The following is an 18240-nucleotide window of genomic DNA, read 5'->3' as shown; positions in this document are numbered from 1 at the left end:
GTAATATTGCATATCAGAGTGTATTGATAAAAGTGTAAGGGGTCACTATAATGAGGGCATAAAGATAAATCACATTTTCGTAGCAATAAAAAGGAGGAAATAATATGGAAATCGCAATGGCAGTTTTAAAATTTGTAGGTGGCGTAATCCCGTTAATTCAAGAACTTTTAAAAGCATTTATGTAAGTTTATCAGTTAGCTATCATTTATCAATCATTATCATATTTTACTAAAAAAAGAACGGGGTGATTTTTCTGAATATTAAGAAAAACAATAAAAGAAGAAAGTTCCTTACATGTTTATTAGTTAGTTTATGCACTATTAATTATTCATCTATTTCCTTCGCAGAAACACAAGCAAGTAATGTAACTGATGTAACCAAAAATGCTAGTGGCATTAATACTGGTATAGCAAATCTTAAATATAATAATCAAGAGGTTTTAGCTGTAAATGGTGATAAAGTAGAAAGTTTTGTTCCGAAAGAAAGTATCAATTCAAATGGTAAATTTGTAGTAGTGGAACGCGAGAAAAAATCACTTACAACGTCACCAGTCGATATTTCAATTATTGATTCTGTAGTGAATCGCACGTATCCAGGAGCTGTACAACTTGCAAATAAAGCTTTTGCAGACAATCAACCAAGTTTATTAGTGGCTAAGAGAAAGCCTTTGAATATTAGTATAGACTTACCGGGCATGAGAAAAGAAAATACAATCACTGTCCAAAATCCGACATATGGTAATGTAGCTGGAGCAGTAGACGATTTAGTATCTACTTGGAATGAAAAGTATTCTACAACACATACGTTACCTGCAAGAATGCAGTATACGGAATCTATGGTTTATAGTAAATCACAAATAGCAAGTGCTCTTAATGTTAACGCTAAATATCTTGATAACAGTCTAAACATTGATTTTAATGCGGTTGCAAATGGAGAGAAAAAAGTGATGGTAGCGGCGTATAAGCAAATATTTTATACGGTAAGTGCTGAACTACCTAACAATCCATCCGACCTTTTTGATAATAGCGTTACTTTTGACGAGTTAACTCGAAAAGGCGTAAGTAATTCGGCTCCACCTGTTATGGTTTCAAATGTAGCTTATGGTAGAACGATTTATGTAAAATTAGAAACAACATCTAAGAGCAAAGATGTACAAGCTGCTTTTAAAGCCTTACTTAAGAATAACAGCGTTGAAACAAGTGGACAGTATAAAGATATTTTTGAAGAAAGTACCTTTACTGCTGTAGTATTAGGCGGAGATGCGAAAGAGCATAACAAGGTTGTTACTAAAGATTTCAATGAAATCCGAAATATTATTAAAGATAATGCTGAATTAAGTCTTAAAAATCCAGCATACCCAATTTCATATACAAGCACTTTCTTAAAAGATAATGCAACTGCTGCTGTTCATAACAATACAGATTATATTGAGACGACAACTACAGAATATTCAAGTGCTAAAATGACACTTGATCATTACGGTGCTTACGTTGCTCAATTTGATGTATCTTGGGATGAATTCACATTTGACCAAAAGGGTAACGAAGTACTAACACATAAAACGTGGGATGGTAGCGGAAAAGACAAAACGGCTCATTACTCTACAGTTATCCCTCTTCCACCGAACTCAAAAAATATAAAAATTGCAGCAAGAGAATGTACAGGTCTTGCATGGGAATGGTGGAGAACAATTATTAATGAACAAAATGTTCCATTAACAAATGAAATAAAAGTTTCAATTGGAGGAACAACATTATACCCAACAGCTAGTATTAGTCATTAAGTATAAAACAAGCGCCCTATAAGTAGGGCGCTTTTTACTCTTTCCAAAATTGTTCTAATAGAATGACAAGTATGGTACCCACAAGTAAGCCATTACTTAAAACATATTGTAAGGAAGAAGTAATACCGCTAAATGCACTTTCTGGAAGAAACATTATTCCTAAACTGATTAGTAATGAAATTCCTAATATAGTTAATCGGCGTTGATTTACTTCTTCGCGTAAAATGGATTGAAATGAAATTCCTATTACTTGGACAAGTGTTGCTAAAAGTGCAGCATTAGCAATAGGTCCTGGTAGCAAGGATATAAAGTTTACAATTGAGGGAATAAAAGAAATTCCTGCTAATATAAGACTTGCTATAAGGAACGACTTCACTTTTCTTTGTCCTGTTAGTTGGATAAATCCTGCTGATGCAGGTAATGGTACAATTCCAATTGTAGAGAACAACGACGAGATAATATGTGATATACCTCCGACCCAGACACCACGGTTCAGTGTTTGCCTTTCATTTTCTTTAGATAATGGGGCCACTTGTTTTACAGCCGAAATAGCAGCAATTGTATTTGCAACTAAAAGAAATGTAAATAAAGTTGCAGTTAGAGTCATTCCAATATCGAATCTAGGTGTGCCCCAAGCAAATATTTCTGGTAACTTAACTAGCGTTGTGTGCGAAGGCATATGAGATGATTTTCCTAATACTGCATACAAAAGCCAACCGCATGAAATTCCAAGTAATACAGCGTAACTTTTCATCCATCCTCTCCCTTTAATTGATAAGAAAGTAATAAGGGCAAAAACAAAGAGAGCAATAGTAGCTGTTGTATAGTCAGGATGAGTTGCAGATCCTTGTAATCCCATCATTCCTTTTAGTAACACACCACTAAGCTGAAGTGCTAAGATTAAAAGAAAAGTTCCTGTAACTAAAGGGGTAAATAAACGTAAGATTCGATGAACAAGCCCTGTTATACCAAGAACGAAGAGTAATATGCCTGAAATAATTAATCCACCTTCTAAAAGTTGCAAAACGTCTTTTGCACTTTGTCCCTGATGCATAGCGACTTGTCCCAATATGACAAATATACTTACCCATGAACCGGCTGGCCCATCCGCAATGGGATAGCGATGCCCAAACCATGATTGTATAAATGAACTTACTCCTACAACTAAAAAAGTTCGCTGCATTAATGTTGAGACATCTTCTATTGGTAAATGAAATATGCCACCAATAATTATAGGTAATGCAATTGCATTTGCTAATAGAAACACAAACCATTGTAGAATATTAAAGCTCGTATTAAAGTATTTTTTATTCATATTATTCTCCTTTGCCGAAAAAGAATTTCATAGTAAAAATCCATCCTTTCTACACAGTTAGATTAAAAAGGATGGATTTTGTAAATCTATAAAATTAATTTAATTATATAGATAGATTTTAAATTAATTACCATGCACGGAATGGTAAGAATTTACCGTTAAGTGTAATCACGATACGAGGATCGCCACCTTTTGGATCTTCTTGTGTATCTACACCCAAGTTGAAGTTAATTGCACTCATTACACCTTCGCCAGCTTTTTCTAAGATTAATTCTCTAATAGTTGGTGCATATTGTAACATCATTTCATATAAACGATATGCAATCGGGTCCGTAGGAGGCATCTCCATTATTTGGCCACGAAGTGGAACTACTGTTAATGCTTGAACTACTTCTTCATCTAATTCTAATAGTTTACCGATTTTTTCTGCTTCTGGACGTGTCATTGTAGCTTGTCCTAATAATGCTGTTACAACCCAAGTCTCAGAGTTTTCACTTACTTTTGCAATTTCTTCCCAAGTTAACCCTTTTTTAATTTTTGCCGCTAGAATTTTTTGCGTAGCTTCTTGTCTATTCATATCTAATACTTGTTTTTTCATATCTCATAACTTCCTTTCATATACGTGATAATCATTATTTTGTTTCACTATTTAACGCTTTATAGCCATCAACCACTACATCTAATTTACCTGTGTGAGGGTCAATAACTAAACCATGTACAGGAACATCTTTTGGGATAAGTGGATGATTTCTTACTAAATCAACATTAGCTTGCGTTGAGTCGCAAACATCATCAAATCCGAATAACCATTTTTCAAGATCAATACCAGCATATTCAATCGCTGATAAAATTTCTGGTGAAACTACTCCGCGATCTAATATTTTTTGAAGTGTTCCTTTTGGATTCGTTTGGCTCGCGCCACATCTATGGTGTCCAATAAGGAAAATCTCATCTGCATTTAAATCGTATACTGACGCTACAACACTTTGCATAACACTATCAAAAGCAGAAGCAATTTTACCACCTGCATTTCTGATAACTTTTGCATCACCATCGTGTATATCTAAAGCTTTTGGAAGTAGCTCAATTAAACGAGCATCCATGCAAGAAACAACAACCATACGTTTTTTAGGCATCTTTGTCGCTTCACGATGAGCGTATTCCTTATTTTCTACAAAGTGTTCATTGAACGCTAGAATTTCTTGTAATAACATATTTGTAACCTCCTTTAAATCTAGATGTATTTTTTTGTTGTGTCCTCTGTGTTATAAGTAAATATAGCTGATAAATAATGTGATGTAAGAGGATAAACTAAGTATAGTGAATTGTATCGATAAGCAGAATAAGTTGGCGAAATACTTTCGGGCTTTCTACTTTCACGGTGAAAGGATTGGTTTATATCATTGATCAAACAGATTTTGAGATACTGAAATTATTAGGAGAAAACTCAAGAATACAATGGAAAGAACTTGGCCAAAAAATACATATGACGGGGCAAGCTGTGGGAAATCGAATTCGAAGATTAGAGGATCTAGGGATTATTGAACAGTATACAATTGCAATAAACCGAATTAAATTAGGGCAAGTAGTGACTGCATTTGTTACTTTGTTCGTAACAACAGCCAATCACCAAGAGTTTATGAATTTCTTTCAAGGAGAAGAAGGGGTTTCTGAAGTACACCGTATAAGTGGTGAGGGGTGTTATTTATTAAAAACACATTTTGCTTCCAATGAAGACTTAGATAACTTTCTAGGACGACTATTAAAATACGGGAATTATCGTGTTAACTTATCAATAGGAAAGTTGAAATAAGGTTTCTTTTCCTTGGAGGGGATGATAATATCAGTTGTTAAACTTTATTTGTATAGATGGAATGAAGTCTTTTAATTTTTATCTTAAATAGTCAGAGCCTTACTACAATTTATGTGTAGTAAGGCTTTTTAAAGTTTTCATATTCAACAATCAAGCTGAAGTGTTGAGGGTGGATATGAGATGATTTTTTAAAGAGAATCAAACGTTTTTAAAAGCTAAATTGTGGTTTCATATCACCTTTATAAGGTTCATGTTCAACGAATATAGTTATATCGTTACCAGCTTGGTCTTTACCAGTTCTTTTATACGTAAATTTATTTTTATTTAGTTCAGTAAGTTCAAGAGCAGCACCGTATTTGTTATTTCCAATTGAAACATGGGCTCTTATTTTATTTTCGTGTACAACATCGAAGTAGCCATAATCACCGCGGCTTTGACCTGTTTCGCTATTGAAAAACTCATATTTATTAGATTTGTCATCAAATTTTGCTAGACTTATAAAATTCGAATTAAACTGTGTTACATCGTTACCAGCTTCGTCTAATACCTTTGTTCCGTGCCAAAGGGTACCGCCCAAAATTTTATCTCCATCAACGTTTTTAACAATATCTCCTGTAGTCGTGTTCAGCTGCTTGTCCGGATCAGTGAAAGAAAGTTCTTTTTCTTTATATGGAACATGTTCAACGAAAACTTCTACATCTTTACCGTTAGCGTCTTTCCCTATTCGTTTATAAGTAAATACATTTTTATTTAGTTTTGTCATGTCAACGACAGCTTGATACTTCATTGATTCTGAAATTAATATTCTCTTTTTCCCATCATTTGTGATAAAGAAAGTTCCTTTATCGCCACGACTTGCACCTGTTTTAGCATCAAAAAATTCATATCTGCCGGACTTCGCATCATATTTTGCAAGACCAATGAAGTTTGCATTCTCTTTTGTTAAGTCATTCTTATCTTTGTCATACACTCGTGTACCTTGCCAATTTGTCTTGCTAAGAATATTAGCCATTTTTTGCCCTTTAGTTAATTTATTTTCCTTGTTTGTTTCTTTAGCAACTTGTTCTTGCTTTTGTTTCCCATGATTTTCTTCAGCTTTAGTACCAGCACACCCTGTTAATGCTAATGTGAATCCGAGCAGTATGGATGATAGTGCTTTTGTTTTTTTGTTCATGTTTTATCGTCTCCTTATTTTATGGTTTTAAGTAGTACGGTTAGCGATTATAGTAGCAGTACGTCATATATGAACTTAGTTGCTACGTTTCTTATGTTAATACCCGACTATAAACTGCCTCTAAATAAAACATTAAAAAAAGATAAACTAATTCCTAAAATTTTTTCATACTTATAAAAAGGTCTTTTACATGGGGGTGAATGTAAATTTCTTATTTTGAAACTGGCGTAATCACATTGGGGTATACACATTATGCTTACATTGCGATTTTAGATGTGATGTTATACTGTGTATAAGATTTTATGTGTGTATGTTGTGTCGGTTTTTGTCGGTAAGTCGATATATTTCGAAAATCGCTGATATATTTGGAGTTGCGCCGATATATTTCGAAAATCGCCGATATATTTGGAGTTGCGCTGATATATTTTGGAGGGGGATAAAAATGATTGTGAAAGAGCGGAAAATGCCCGTATATTTGCTGCAATTAGAAGCTTTACTTAGAAGATTGCCTGCTCATCATCCAAAAAGGAATGTGGTGGTTGAAAGTCTAGCGAAATTTATGGCCGGCTATAAAGGAGAGCAGGCGATTGAGTATCCACTTAGTTTTTTACCCGAAACAGAATACAGTATTTTACATGATATTAGGTTATTTGATCAAAAACATTATTTCCAAATTGATACCCTCATAGTTTCATCCTATTTTCTTCTTTTTCTTGAAATAAAAAATATTATTGGTACATTAATTTTTGATACAAAGTTCAATCAACTTATTCGAATAGTAGATGGTAATACGGAAGAAGGATTCCCAGATCCGCTTTTACAACTGAAACGGCAAGAGATGCAACTGAGAAAATGGCTGAATCTACATGATTTACATAATATTCCGATTGAAGCCCTCGTTGTAATTAGTTCCCCTCGTACAATTATTAAAACTTCAGATGAAATACTGTCTAGTAAAATTATCCACAGTGCAAATTTACCTAATAGAATAAAACAGATCAAAAATCAATATAAAGAAAAAGTGATTGATAATATAAATGGACTTATAGGCCAGATTATGAATGAGCACATTCCGCAACGTCAAAATGTTCTTGCGCAATATAAAATTAAAAAAGAGGAATTGCTAAAGGGTGTACAGTGTGAGGAATGTTTTACAATGGCAATGTTAAAAGAAAGACAGGGATGGCGTTGTTCAAATTGCAATAGTATGTCTAAACATGCTCATTTACGTGCTGTACAAGATTACACACTTCTGTTTAGTGTGATAACTACTAATAGCGAATTGAGGGAATTTCTTAATATGGAATCTAGTTCTGCGGTTAAAAGACTCCTCCAAACAATGAACATCACCTTCACTGGCAATAACAAAGGACGAATATATGATTTAACTTCTTTCCAATCGTAATTTTGCTATAATAAATAAGTACTTATACGAAGGGGAGTCTAAAGAGAGTATGAAGTCATTTAATATCGATCATGTTATAGCTAGTGTTTTGCAATGGATATTAAATATAGCCTTAATTATATTATCCATTGTGTTATCAATTTTCTTAGTGAATGAGACAATTACGTTCGTGCAGTATATTTTTTCGGCAAAAGAGTATACGTCTTATAAATTGGTTGAAAGTATCATCGTCTATTTCTTATACTTCGAGTTCATTGCATTAATTATTAAGTATTTTAAATCGAACTATCATTTCCCGTTACGTTATTTTATTTATATCGGAATTACGGCCTTAATTCGATTAATTATTGTGTCTCATGAGGAACCGATGGAGACGTTATTATACGCAGGAGCAATTCTTGTTTTAGTTATTGCTTTATACATATCAAATATGAGAGATTTGAGAAAAGAGTAGTAGTGCAGACATAAGTCAGCACTACTTTTTTACATCTTGACCTTCAAGTTGCTTGAAAGTTTACAATGAAATTAGGGCGTTTGAAATCGAAAAAAATTGAGAAATTAAGTGAAAAGGTTTCTTTTACTTGGAGGTTATAGGAATGAATCAGGAATTGAAGTTACGTCCATTAGAACGAGAAGATTTAAAGTTTGTACACGAACTGAATAATAATGCGCATATTATGTCGTATTGGTTTGAAGAGCCGTATGAGGCATTTGTGGAGCTGCAAGACTTATATGATAAACATATACATGATCAAAGCGAACGCCGATTTATCGTTGAGAAAGACAATGAAATGGTTGGATTAGTTGAGTTAGTAGAAATCGATTATATTCACCGTAGAACAGAATTCCAAATCATTATTGATCCGAATTATCAAGGATATGGTTATGCAGTGGATGCGACGCGTTTAGCAATGGATTACGCTTTTTCCGTACTAAATATGCATAAGATTTATTTAGTTGTGGATAAGGAAAATGAAAAGGCAGTACATGTTTATAAAAAAGTTGGGTTTATGGTAGAAGGTGAGCTTATCGATGAGTTTTTCGTTGATGGTAACTATCATAATGCAATAAGAATGTGTATGTTTCAGAAGCAATATTTTGAAAACAAATAGTTGAAAGATTCGGAAGTAATGTTGACGCTTCGTAAAACCGTATGCTAAAATCCTTTTTAAGTATTAAGGAAGGTGCATAATATGCTTTATATAAAATTTGTAAAACTCATTAGAAAACTTTGCTCCGCACAAATGTATACGGTGAAGCGTTGTACGGAGCTTAATCAAGGGGCATAAATCCCCTATATTCATCGGCTGAATAACTTTTGTAAAAAAGTATAGTTTATCTATGCTTATTTCGTTATGGTTTTTCAGCTGGTGTATAAAATAGATTAAGGGGCCATAGACAATGCTTTGTCTATGGCCCTTTGTGTATATTATTCCGATGAGTCTTTACTATAAATTGGAGTAGTATAGGAAAAACCACGAAGCAGAGGGCTAGTGTCGAATGACGCTATCTCTCTGCTTTTTTTAATTTCAGGAAAAGAGGAATAAAAATGAGTTTACTTAAAGTGGAAAGTTTATCACATAGTTTTATAGATAAAGTATTATACGAAAATGCTTCTTTTGATTTGCATAAAGGGGAGCATATGGGAATTGTTGGACAGAATGGTGCAGGAAAAAGCACATTAATGAAAATATTGGTGGGGGAAATTATTCCTGATAAGGGAGACATAAAGTGGCAACCTAATATTCAAATTGGACATCTTGATCAATACGCAGAAATTGATGAGGGTTATACCATTTCACAATATTTAAAGAGAGCCTTTTATGATTTGTATGAAATGGAAAAGAGAATGAACAAGTTATATGAAGAAAGTGCGATGACTGGAGATGAAAATCAACTATTGAAAGCGGCAGAAATTCAAGGACTGCTCGAGGCTCGTGATTTTTATTCAGTAGATAGTATTACGAATAAGGTGGCAGCCGGTTTAGGTATTGATGTGATTGGGATGAATCGTGTGATTGGTGAATTAAGCGGAGGGCAGCGTGCAAAGGTAATTTTAGCGAAGCTCTTATTAGAAGAGCCTAATATTTTATTGCTAGATGAACCGACGAATTTTCTCGATAAGGAGCATGTGGAGTGGCTTGCTAATTATTTAATGAATTTTGAAGGAGCGTTTATTGTCGTATCACATGATTTTGATTTTCTGGAAAAGGTAACTTCTTGCATATGTGATGTAGAGTTCGGAACAGTTAAGAAGTATTACGGCAAATACTCAGATTTTGTAAGACAAAAGGAGCATTTGCGAAAAGATTATATTCGCCAATATTATGCACAGCAAAAGAAAATTGAAAAAACGGAAGAGTATATTCGTAGAAATATTGCTGGGGTGAATTCAAAAATAGCGCAAGGTCGTAGAAAACAATTACAGCGTATGGAAAGAATTGCGCCACCAAGTTTTACTCATAAACCGTCTATTCATTTTCAGGAACTTCCCATTTCAGTTCAGACAGTTCTTGAAGTAAATAATCTTGAAGTTGGTTACGACTTCGCTCTCTTACCAAAGTTGAATTTTTCAGTAATGGGTGGGCAAAAACTTGTCATTACAGGTTTCAATGGAGTAGGGAAATCTACTTTATTAAAAACAATCGTTGGAAATATTGCTAGTATTTCTGGAGAGTTTCACTTTTCAGAGCAAATAAAGATTGGATATTATGAGCAAGATTTAAATTGGAGCAAGGATTCTTTAACGCCGCTTCAAATTATTTCAGAACAGTTTCCTAAACTGAATATGAAGGAAATACGCCATCATTTAGCTGCGTGTGGAGTGAAGGATACGCACGTTTCGCAAGAAATTCGTACGTTAAGTGGTGGTGAACAATCGAAGGTGAAACTGTGTGGATTATTACTATCACCTTGTAACTTCTTAATTTTAGATGAGCCGACAAATCATTTGGATGCAGAAGCGAAGGAAGCTTTGCAAAAGGCGTTAATTAAGTTTAAGGGCAGCATTATACTCGTATCTCACGAAGCAAGTTTTTATCTTGATTGGGCAGATAGCATCTTTCATATAGAGACGGGATTAGTTAAGGGGGTGTGAAACATATGAGTGAAAACAATTGGAAAACGAAAATTATATTATTTTTGACCGCTCAAACTATTTCGTTGTTCGGTTCCTCTCTCGTGCAATACGCGATTATATGGTATATCACCCTTACAACATCATCAGGAGTGATGTTGACTATTTCAACTGTTTGCGGTTTTCTACCACAAATTGCGATATCTTTGTTTGCAGGTGTTTGGATTGATCGTTATGACCGTAAAAAGATGATTATGTTATCGGATGGAATTATAGCGATTGCGACGTTAGTCTTAGCAATTTTATTTTTAACAGGATATAAAAGTATTTGGTTACTTTTTATTGTGTTACTCATTCGTTCAGCTGGAACAGGAGTACAAACGCCAGCTGTGAATGCATTAATTCCGCAAATCGTTCCGAAAGAGTATCTTATGAAAGTAAATGGAATAAATAGCAGTATTACATCTTTAATTATGTTTCTTTCTCCAGCAGCAAGTGCTGCGATTCTTTCTATTGCCAGCATTGAAACAACATTTTTTATTGATGTTATTACAGCTATGATTGGAATTAGTATTATGTTTGTCATTCATGTGGAAGGACATGTGAATGTAGAAAGTAAGCAAAAATCTAATCTACAAGGAATTAAAGAAGGGTTCACTTATTTAAAAGAAAATGTATTTATTAAAAGGCTAATCGTTTTATTGATTATCGTCATGATTTTAATAAGTCCAGCTGCTTTTTTAACACCTTTAATGGTAACTCGTTCTTTCGGGGCCGAAATGTGGAGACTTACTGCTAGTGAGATGACCTTTAGTGCGGGTGCGGCAGCTGGTGGCGTATTGATTGCAGCGTGGGGTGGTTTTCGTAATCGTATGCATACAACAGCGCTAGCTTGTGCATTATATGGACTGCTTATGATTGGACTCGGAATAGCACCGATATTTATTATGTATTTAGTCTTTAATTTTTTAATTGGTATAACAATGCCGTGCTTCAATACACCAGTTACTGTGTTATTGCAGGAGAAAGTAGAACCATCAATGCACGGACGGATGTTTAGCCTTGTACAAATTGCGAATTCATGCGCGCTTCCTTTAGGAATGATAATATTTGGTCCGTTGTCGGATATGTTTAGTGTAGAGATTTTGTTAATTTATGCTGGGATATTCGTGCTATTTTGCGCAATGTATATTGTATTAAGCAAGAGGTTTGAAGTGTAAATATTTATAATTTAGAAGGTTTGCGAAGTGATTTAAGATGCTTTGCAAACCTTTTTGTTGTTTGTTTATTTAATAATTATTTATTGTTTAACAATAAATAATTATTGACTGTTAATTCTTTTTTAGATAATATGATGGTAAGAATCTAAGGGGAATTACATAAGTAGAGGAGAATGTGAAATGAAAAATAAATACGTAGTAGCTATTTCTTTCATGATTTTAGCGATTATTTCTTTAACGATACATGCTTCAAACAGTAAAGTAGGAGCGGATGGATTTCTTGAAGAACCTTTCTTTTTCCTAGTACCGATAAGTTATATATTGTTCCTTAGTGGTATTGGTGTATTGCTATTTGGATTTATTACTTCAAAGCTGAAAAAGGGCAATAGATAGGGACAAAACACTCACTATGAAATAGAAACATACCATATGGAAGAAAAAGAATAAGTGAGATGAATCATGATGAATCGTTATTTTTATAATGGTAGACAAGTAGGAGCTGCTATTACGCTGGCTGGGGCACAAGGGACAATTCATGCTGTGAATCAAGCTATTCAAATGCAGCAACAAGCATATTTTGCACAAATGATGCAAAGTCAGTATATACCCTATTCACAACTTCCGATGCAAATTGTACATTACGATGTACATCCAGCTGGTTTATTTTCCATTCCATATGGCGGGACATATTTCTTATGAAAGAAAGCGACTCAATAGAGTCGCTTTTTTTATATTCCGCCTAGCTTCATTCCAAGGAAGGCGAAGAGGATACCAATTATGTAAGTAGCACTTAAATATAAAAGGAAGATGTACAGTTTTTTACGATTGAGAAGCTGAACAGATTCTAATTTAAGCGTAGAAAATGTAGTGAATGCGCCCATAAATCCAGTACCTAATAATAGTTGCCAGCCTGTAGTGACTCCGTTGCCAATTATATATCCAAGTAAAAATGCCCCTGTTATATTAATAAGGAATGTAGCAATTGGAAATTGTGTTTTATTTCTTTTCTTAAACCAATTGCTAATTGCAAATCGTGTAATCGCACCGAAAAATCCTCCTGTTGCGACTAATAAAGCTTCTATCATGAGTAATCACCTTCTGTAAGAGATTTCTTAATTAAGAAATCTCCAAGTGTATAGCCAAGGCCAGACATAATGAGGCCACCAAGTATGCTGCATGATACATATAAGAAGGCTATGCTCCACTCAGAATGATTGATCAATTGCACAGTTTCTACACTAAATGTTGAAAAAGTCGTAAAGGAACCGATGAATCCAGTTCCGATGCCTGTGATAACCTCTGAAGGTAAGATGTTTAGCCGAGCGATATAAGTAGTTAGCCACGCTAAGAAAAAGCAACCGATTAAGTTAATGAGTAATGTTGCCAATGGAAATGAATGATGCCAAAATGTGTTGATATTAAGACCTAAATAATAACGAGAAAGAGCTCCTAATATACCAGCAATGCCAACGATAATATAAATCAATTTTCTCACCTCTTTAAATAGCTTGCTCAAAAAAATAGACTCCTACCAGTATCCATACTGGTAGGAGTCATTAGCTAAGCAGCGTTTATGGCGAACTCCATCGCCTATGATTATTACATATAGTGTACTAAATATGCCGTTTAATTTCCAGTGAGGAGGAGGGTGTAACTTTTCTTTTTTTGATGTCTGAAGGCTTTTTAAGTAATTAAAATGGGATCGATTACTTATCAACTAAATATAGTGATATACGGTTTTAATTATGATAAAATGTTTCTTATGTGTGTCGTTTTGTTTTATTTGACTGAAAATAAAGAAAAATAAATTTGCGTGAAAAGGAGTCATTTATTTGAAGAAATTTTTAAAAATCGTATTTATATGTGTTTTAGTAGTAGCGGGCATTGTAGGAGGATTTCTAGCTTATATAACACTTACTAAAGAACAGCCTGCTGATGTTATAAGCTTGAAGGTAGAGAATAATAAGGAGCGCGTATTAGCGACTGGAAATGAATTTAAAGTTACAACATTTAATATTGGATATGCTGGGTTAGATAAGGATCAAGATTTCTTTATGGATGGTGGAAAGGGATCTGGTTCAAGTAGTAAAGAGCAAACGGAAACTAATTTAAAGAATATGCTTTCGTTTTTACAAAATGAGAATAGTGATTTTGCACTATTACAAGAAGTTGATATAAAGTCACTTCGTTCATTTGATGTAAATGAACATGAATTTTTGAAAAAAGGATTACCTGATTATGTTTCGTCATTTGGCAAGAACTACGATACGAAATGGGTTCCAGTGCCAATAACAAATCCAATGGGATATGCGGAGGCTGGATTAAGTACGTTTTCTAAATACACTGTTCAAGAAGCGAAGAGGTTCCAGCTGCCTGGAATGGAGCCTTGGCCAAAGCGTTTGTTTGATTTAGATCGAGCAATTGTGGAATATAAAATTCCTGTTAATAATGGAAAACATGTTAGACTCGTAAATTTACATTTGTCTGCTTATGATGAAGGCGGGAAAATTAGAAAACAGCAAGTAGAGTATTTAAAAGAATATATGAACAAGCATTATGAAAATGGTGATTACGTAATAATGGGTGGAGATTGGAATCAATTGGTTTCGAACGCTCAATTAAGTGATCCGAAGTTCGTGAAAGAGCGTCCTGAGTGGTTAGTAGAGTTACCGAAGGACTTTACAGACGGTGGCTTTAAATGGGCTGTAGATCCGTCTGTTATGACTGTAAGAGATGATGTAAAGAAATATGTAGAAGGTGAAAATTTCGTCACTATTATTGATGGCTTTATCGTTTCACCGAATGTAGAGATTGTAAATGTACAAGGGAAAGATTTAAAGTTTGAAAATAGCGATCATAACCCAGTAAGTGCGGTATTTAAACTGAAGTAATTGATATGTATAAGTAGAAGGTGGGGCTTCATATGGAGTGGTTAAAGAGGACTTGTTTTTCTAACCTTGAGAAAGAATCACAGAAAAATCATTTATTACTGTTTATAACGATTTGTAGTTTCTTCCTTGGGATAATCGCAATTGGGTATTATGGATATATTTTTACAGAGAGAGCCATAGCATTTTGGATTTGTGGTATTTCTGTCGTTGCATTTGGAACGCTTTTTACTTTTATAAAAAGTATGGAATCAGCGTATAAATATATCATGACATTTATGTTGCTTACAATGTCTTACATTATGGTACAAGCTTTTAATGAAAGCCCGGCTGTATTTCAAATGGTCTATTTTACATTAGCTGTTTCACTTATTTATTTAAGTGAGCGCCTCATTTTAATTATTGGCGGGGTAGCTGTTGTGATTACATTTATCCTTTGTAGCTATTGGCCGGAGCAATTTTTTGCTTATACAGCCTCATCTGAAGCTGCTAATTTCGCAAGTTTGTTAGCGATTGTAACAATCGCTATGTGGGGCGTCACGAAAATCGGTTCTAATCTGCTCCTTCGTTTAAGTGATGAGAAGCAAGAAGTAATGAGAAAAGCTCAGGAGTTAGAAGAGACGCAAAGACTTATTGAAGAAACAGTTGTGAAACTAGATAGTAATTTCAATCATTTAAGACAAAATATGAACACGTCGATGGAATCGATGAGTGAAATTAATTTTGCCTTTGAAGAGGTGGCAGTTGGTACGCAATCACAATCAGAGATGATGTATCGTTCGGTAGAAGTATTGAATGATATGGAGGGAAATATTGAGCAAATCATCTCTCAAGTAAGAACTGCATCGGCTCATGTGGATGAAAGCTTAGAAATTTCAAAAGGTAGTGTACATACTCTAAGAAATTTTGAAACTAACATGAGAAGTTTAAATGATGTTGTTTCACAGTCTGGAATTATATTTAGAGATTTAATGATGCAATCGAAACAAATTAATGAAATTGTAGATGTAATAACGAATATTTCAAGTCAGACGAGTTTGCTAGCTTTAAATGCAAATATTGAAGCTGCGAGGGCAGGCGAGCATGGAAAAGGTTTTGCTATTGTAGCGAGTGAAGTGTTAAAGCTTGCTGAAGAATCAAATCGTTCTGCGGGAAGAATTCAAGGGATTTTGAAGGAGTTTAGTAATCAAGCAAGTAAGGTAGAAGTGCAAGTAGAGAAGTCAGAAAGAGTGCAAGAAGAATGTAACGAGATGTTAGCAAGCGTTTTAACAAATGTAACTGATTTAGGGAAGTTTATTGATGCGATTAATGAAGTAATGCGAGAGGTTGTTGTTCAACAAGAAAGTTTCCAAGTTAAAACGACGAATATCGTAAAGGATGTTACGCATGCTTCTAACGTAATTCAGCAAACTTCTACAGCTACAGAAGAAGTGCTAGCGAGTGTGGAAGAAGAAAAACATCGAAATGATACGTCAGTGAAGACGTTACAAACTGTTAGCGAGCAAGTGAAGTTGTTAGAAGATATTTTAGAAAAGTAATATTGCTTAGAAAGAGCACGAGTGATGTGCTCTTTTTTCATTGAAACGAATACTTGATAGGAATTTAATTGCTTTTCTGCGCGTTTTCTGCCAAGCTTAAGGAGATAAAGTGAGACTAGTACATACTGATTATTAGCCCTCACCAATCAAGCTATCCGCAAATAGCGGAATAAAATACTTCAAAGAAAGAATTATATAGGTGACGCATATGATCGAAGTTAAGACTTCTGAACTTAGTGATGGAGAATTTAATAGAGGTGTATTTGCAACTCGTGATATTAAAAAGGGTGAGTTGATACACGCAGCACCAGTTATCTCTTATCCGAATGAACAGCATGAACATATTGAGAAAACGTTACTTGCTGATTACGCATTTGAGTATGGAATCAATCATACGGCAATCCTTTTAGGATATGGTATGTTATTTAATCATTCATATACACCGAATGCAACGTATGACATCGTTTTTGAGAATCATACATTTAACTTCTATGCTTATAAAGATATAAAAGCAGGAGAAGAAATTTTAATCAATTATAATGGTGAAGTTGATAACGATGAGCTGTTATGGTTTGATAAAGAAAAAGAAGAGAACGAAAAGTAATATAAAGAGTATAGAAAGAGCACATTCTGTGGGATGTGCTCTTTTTTATTGATGTAAATAAAGTAAAAAGTACAAAAAAATACCACTTTCTTTTTGTGTGGTATAGTAAGATACTGAGGGATAGTGTTTTGAAAAAGTCATATATTTTACAAATTGTTGTCTTTCTGATGACATGTCAAGTTTAGTAGTCCATTTGGGTTGCTTTATTATGCAATATATATTTTAATATGAGTGGCACCTCTTATAAATTAAGAGGTTTATAGGTGTCTCGAATTGATTTTGGGTACACTGTATCCACCACTTTAGGTTCTTTCATGTACGTGGGGGTATTATGGGCCCGTATAACGGGATAAAATGAATATAGAAATAGAGGAATCGTAAAATGAATATGCAAGAGGTTTATAAATATTTAAGTACGGTATTGCCTGAAGGACATGTTAAACAAGATGAAATGTTAAAGAATCATACGCATATTAAGGTTGGCGGAAAAGCAGATGTTTTTGTTGCGCCTACAAATTATGACGAAATTCAAGAAGTTATTAAATATGCGAACGAATATAATATTCCAGTTACGTTTTTAGGAAATGGATCAAATGTCATTATTAAAGATGGTGGAATTCGCGGGATTACAGTAAGTTTAATTCATATTACAGGTGTTACTGTAACAGGAACGACGATTGTAGCACAGTGCGGTGCAGCAATTATTGACGTATCACGTATTGCCTTAGACCATAACTTAACGGGTCTTGAGTTTGCTTGTGGTATTCCAGGTTCAGTTGGCGGAGCATTATATATGAATGCTGGTGCATACGGCGGTGAAATTTCGTTTGTATTAACAGAAGCTGTCGTAATGACAGGTGATGGAGAGCTACGTACTTTGACGAAAGAAGCATTTGAATTTGGATATCGTAAGAGTGTATTTGCGAACAACCATTACATTATTCTTGAAGCGAGATTTGAACTTGAAGAAGGTGTACATGAAGAAATTAAAGCCAAAATGGATGATTTAACGTTTAAACGTGAGTCAAAACAGCCTCTAGAATATCCTTCATGTGGTAGCGTATTTAAGCGCCCACCAAATAACTTTGCTGGTAAGTTAATTCAAGACTCAGGACTACAAGGTAAGCGAATTGGTGGAGTAGAAGTTTCTTTAAAACACGCTGGATTTATGGTGAATGTTGATAACGGAACAGCACAAGATTACATCGATTTAATTCACTTCGTACAAAAGACAGTTGAAGAGAAATTTGGCGTGAAGTTGGAGCGAGAAGTAAGGATTATTGGAGAAGATAAAGAATAACGAAATACGTATGAAGATATGAATTATTTTAAAATAACATTTGGGTATTGTTGACAATTTGTTTTCAATTCAATATAATGGCTAATAATTTAACAAATAACATACGTTGAAAGAGCCCAGTAGC

The 18240-nt window shown here is 34.3% G+C and carries 19 protein-coding genes, 1 riboswitch and 1 other annotated feature (1 of these 21 cut by a window edge); of the genes, 13 read left to right on the top strand and 6 right to left on the bottom strand.

Going from position 1 to position 18240, the window contains the following annotated elements; translation table 11 throughout:
• Positions 1 to 244 precede the first annotated feature (244 nt).
• Complete coding sequence (gene alo / locus AC22L0_RS21605) at positions 245 to 1783, top strand: anthrolysin O/cereolysin O family cholesterol-dependent cytolysin Alo (RefSeq protein WP_087965239.1); 1539 nt, start codon at positions 245 to 247, stop codon at positions 1781 to 1783.
• Between the two features lie 34 nt (positions 1784 to 1817).
• Here the strand turns inward: alo and AC22L0_RS21600 are convergent, their stop codons facing one another.
• The 3 genes from AC22L0_RS21600 to AC22L0_RS21590 all read right to left on the bottom strand — a co-directional run bounded on the left by AC22L0_RS21600 (position 1818) and on the right by AC22L0_RS21590 (position 4312).
• Positions 1818 to 3098 carry a purine/pyrimidine permease gene (locus AC22L0_RS21600; protein WP_061655240.1) on the bottom strand — a complete coding sequence of 427 codons (1281 nt, stop codon included), beginning with the start codon at positions 3096 to 3098 and terminating at the stop codon, positions 1818 to 1820.
• 127 nt (positions 3099 to 3225) lie between these two features.
• Positions 3226 to 3675, bottom strand: coding sequence for a cyanase (gene cynS / locus AC22L0_RS21595; protein WP_025709810.1), 450 nt, complete (start codon positions 3673 to 3675; stop codon positions 3226 to 3228).
• A gap of 55 nt (positions 3676 to 3730) precedes the next feature.
• Positions 3731 to 4312, bottom strand: a complete 582-nt coding sequence (locus AC22L0_RS21590; protein WP_087965432.1) for a beta-class carbonic anhydrase — start codon at positions 4310 to 4312, stop codon at positions 3731 to 3733.
• 167 nt (positions 4313 to 4479) lie between these two features.
• Here AC22L0_RS21590 and AC22L0_RS21585 point away from each other — a divergent pair, with 167 nt between their 5' ends.
• A complete protein-coding gene (locus AC22L0_RS21585) occupies positions 4480 to 4911 on the top strand; it encodes an Lrp/AsnC family transcriptional regulator (RefSeq protein WP_025709812.1) in 432 nt (143 codons plus the stop codon).
• Between the two features lie 208 nt (positions 4912 to 5119).
• Here AC22L0_RS21585 and AC22L0_RS21580 read toward each other — a convergent pair whose 3' ends face one another.
• Entirely contained in the window at positions 5120 to 6085 is a 966-nt protein-coding gene (locus tag AC22L0_RS21580) for a DUF4822 domain-containing protein (protein WP_087965434.1), read from the bottom strand.
• Positions 6086 to 6527: 442 nt separating this feature from the next.
• Between AC22L0_RS21580 and AC22L0_RS21575 the strand changes: the two genes are divergently transcribed.
• From AC22L0_RS21575 to AC22L0_RS21545, 7 genes are all read left to right on the top strand, one after another.
• Entirely contained in the window at positions 6528 to 7490 is a 963-nt protein-coding gene (locus tag AC22L0_RS21575; RefSeq protein WP_000635744.1) for a nuclease-related domain-containing protein, read from the top strand.
• Between the two features lie 49 nt (positions 7491 to 7539).
• On the top strand, positions 7540 to 7944 hold the full coding sequence (gene psiE, locus AC22L0_RS21570; RefSeq protein WP_000834708.1) for a phosphate-starvation-inducible protein PsiE: 405 nt from the start codon (positions 7540 to 7542) through the stop codon (positions 7942 to 7944).
• Between the two features lie 142 nt (positions 7945 to 8086).
• Complete coding sequence (gene speG, locus AC22L0_RS21565; RefSeq protein WP_001071092.1) at positions 8087 to 8602, top strand: spermidine N1-acetyltransferase; 516 nt, start codon at positions 8087 to 8089, stop codon at positions 8600 to 8602.
• Positions 8603 to 9039: 437 nt separating this feature from the next.
• The gene (locus AC22L0_RS21560) at positions 9040 to 10587 is read left to right on the top strand and encodes an ABC-F family ATP-binding cassette domain-containing protein (RefSeq protein WP_087965438.1); all 1548 of its coding nucleotides are present in this window, start codon (positions 9040 to 9042) and stop codon (positions 10585 to 10587) included.
• Positions 10588 to 10592: 5 nt separating this feature from the next.
• Positions 10593 to 11786 carry an MFS transporter gene (locus AC22L0_RS21555; protein ID WP_001293750.1) on the top strand — a complete coding sequence of 398 codons (1194 nt, stop codon included), beginning with the start codon at positions 10593 to 10595 and terminating at the stop codon, positions 11784 to 11786.
• A gap of 180 nt (positions 11787 to 11966) precedes the next feature.
• On the top strand, positions 11967 to 12179 hold the full coding sequence (locus AC22L0_RS21550; protein WP_000792611.1) for a DUF3955 domain-containing protein: 213 nt from the start codon (positions 11967 to 11969) through the stop codon (positions 12177 to 12179).
• Positions 12180 to 12245: 66 nt separating this feature from the next.
• Complete coding sequence (locus tag AC22L0_RS21545; RefSeq protein WP_087965441.1) at positions 12246 to 12485, top strand: DUF3947 family protein; 240 nt, start codon at positions 12246 to 12248, stop codon at positions 12483 to 12485.
• Between the two features lie 29 nt (positions 12486 to 12514).
• Here the strand turns inward: AC22L0_RS21545 and crcB (AC22L0_RS21540) are convergent, their stop codons facing one another.
• Both crcB (AC22L0_RS21540) and crcB (AC22L0_RS21535) read right to left on the bottom strand, forming a co-directional pair.
• On the bottom strand, positions 12515 to 12871 hold the full coding sequence (gene crcB, locus AC22L0_RS21540) for a fluoride efflux transporter CrcB (RefSeq protein ID WP_000568585.1): 357 nt from the start codon (positions 12869 to 12871) through the stop codon (positions 12515 to 12517).
• Complete coding sequence (crcB, locus tag AC22L0_RS21535) at positions 12868 to 13272, bottom strand: fluoride efflux transporter CrcB (RefSeq protein WP_000639312.1); 405 nt, start codon at positions 13270 to 13272, stop codon at positions 12868 to 12870. The genes crcB (AC22L0_RS21540) and crcB (AC22L0_RS21535) overlap by 4 nt, the downstream gene beginning before the upstream one ends.
• A 54-nt stretch (positions 13273 to 13326) precedes the next feature.
• Positions 13327 to 13386, bottom strand: a riboswitch (Fluoride riboswitch).
• A 232-nt stretch (positions 13387 to 13618) separates the two neighbouring features.
• On the opposite strand from crcB (AC22L0_RS21535), the gene AC22L0_RS21530 reads away from it, so the two are divergent.
• The 4 genes from AC22L0_RS21530 (at position 13619) to murB (ending at position 18116) form a co-directional block, all read left to right on the top strand.
• Complete coding sequence (locus AC22L0_RS21530; RefSeq protein WP_087965443.1) at positions 13619 to 14677, top strand: endonuclease/exonuclease/phosphatase family protein; 1059 nt, start codon at positions 13619 to 13621, stop codon at positions 14675 to 14677.
• A gap of 32 nt (positions 14678 to 14709) precedes the next feature.
• Positions 14710 to 16212, top strand: a complete 1503-nt coding sequence (locus AC22L0_RS21525) for a DUF4077 domain-containing protein (protein ID WP_000455077.1) — start codon at positions 14710 to 14712, stop codon at positions 16210 to 16212.
• A 208-nt stretch (positions 16213 to 16420) separates the two neighbouring features.
• Positions 16421 to 16816 (top strand): SET domain-containing protein, encoded by a 396-nt coding sequence (locus tag AC22L0_RS21520; RefSeq protein WP_000573649.1) that lies wholly within the window; start codon positions 16421 to 16423, stop codon positions 16814 to 16816.
• A 382-nt stretch (positions 16817 to 17198) separates the two neighbouring features.
• Entirely contained in the window at positions 17199 to 18116 is a 918-nt protein-coding gene (gene murB / locus AC22L0_RS21515; RefSeq protein ID WP_001057102.1) for a UDP-N-acetylmuramate dehydrogenase, read from the top strand.
• A gap of 97 nt (positions 18117 to 18213) precedes the next feature.
• Positions 18214 to 18240: a binding site (T-box leader), on the top strand; it runs 189 nt beyond the window's last position.

The organism is Bacillus sp. LQ01, from assembly GCF_057624735.1.
Note: the sequence above shows the minus strand (reverse complement) of the source record. Positions and strands in the feature narration are given on the sequence as shown.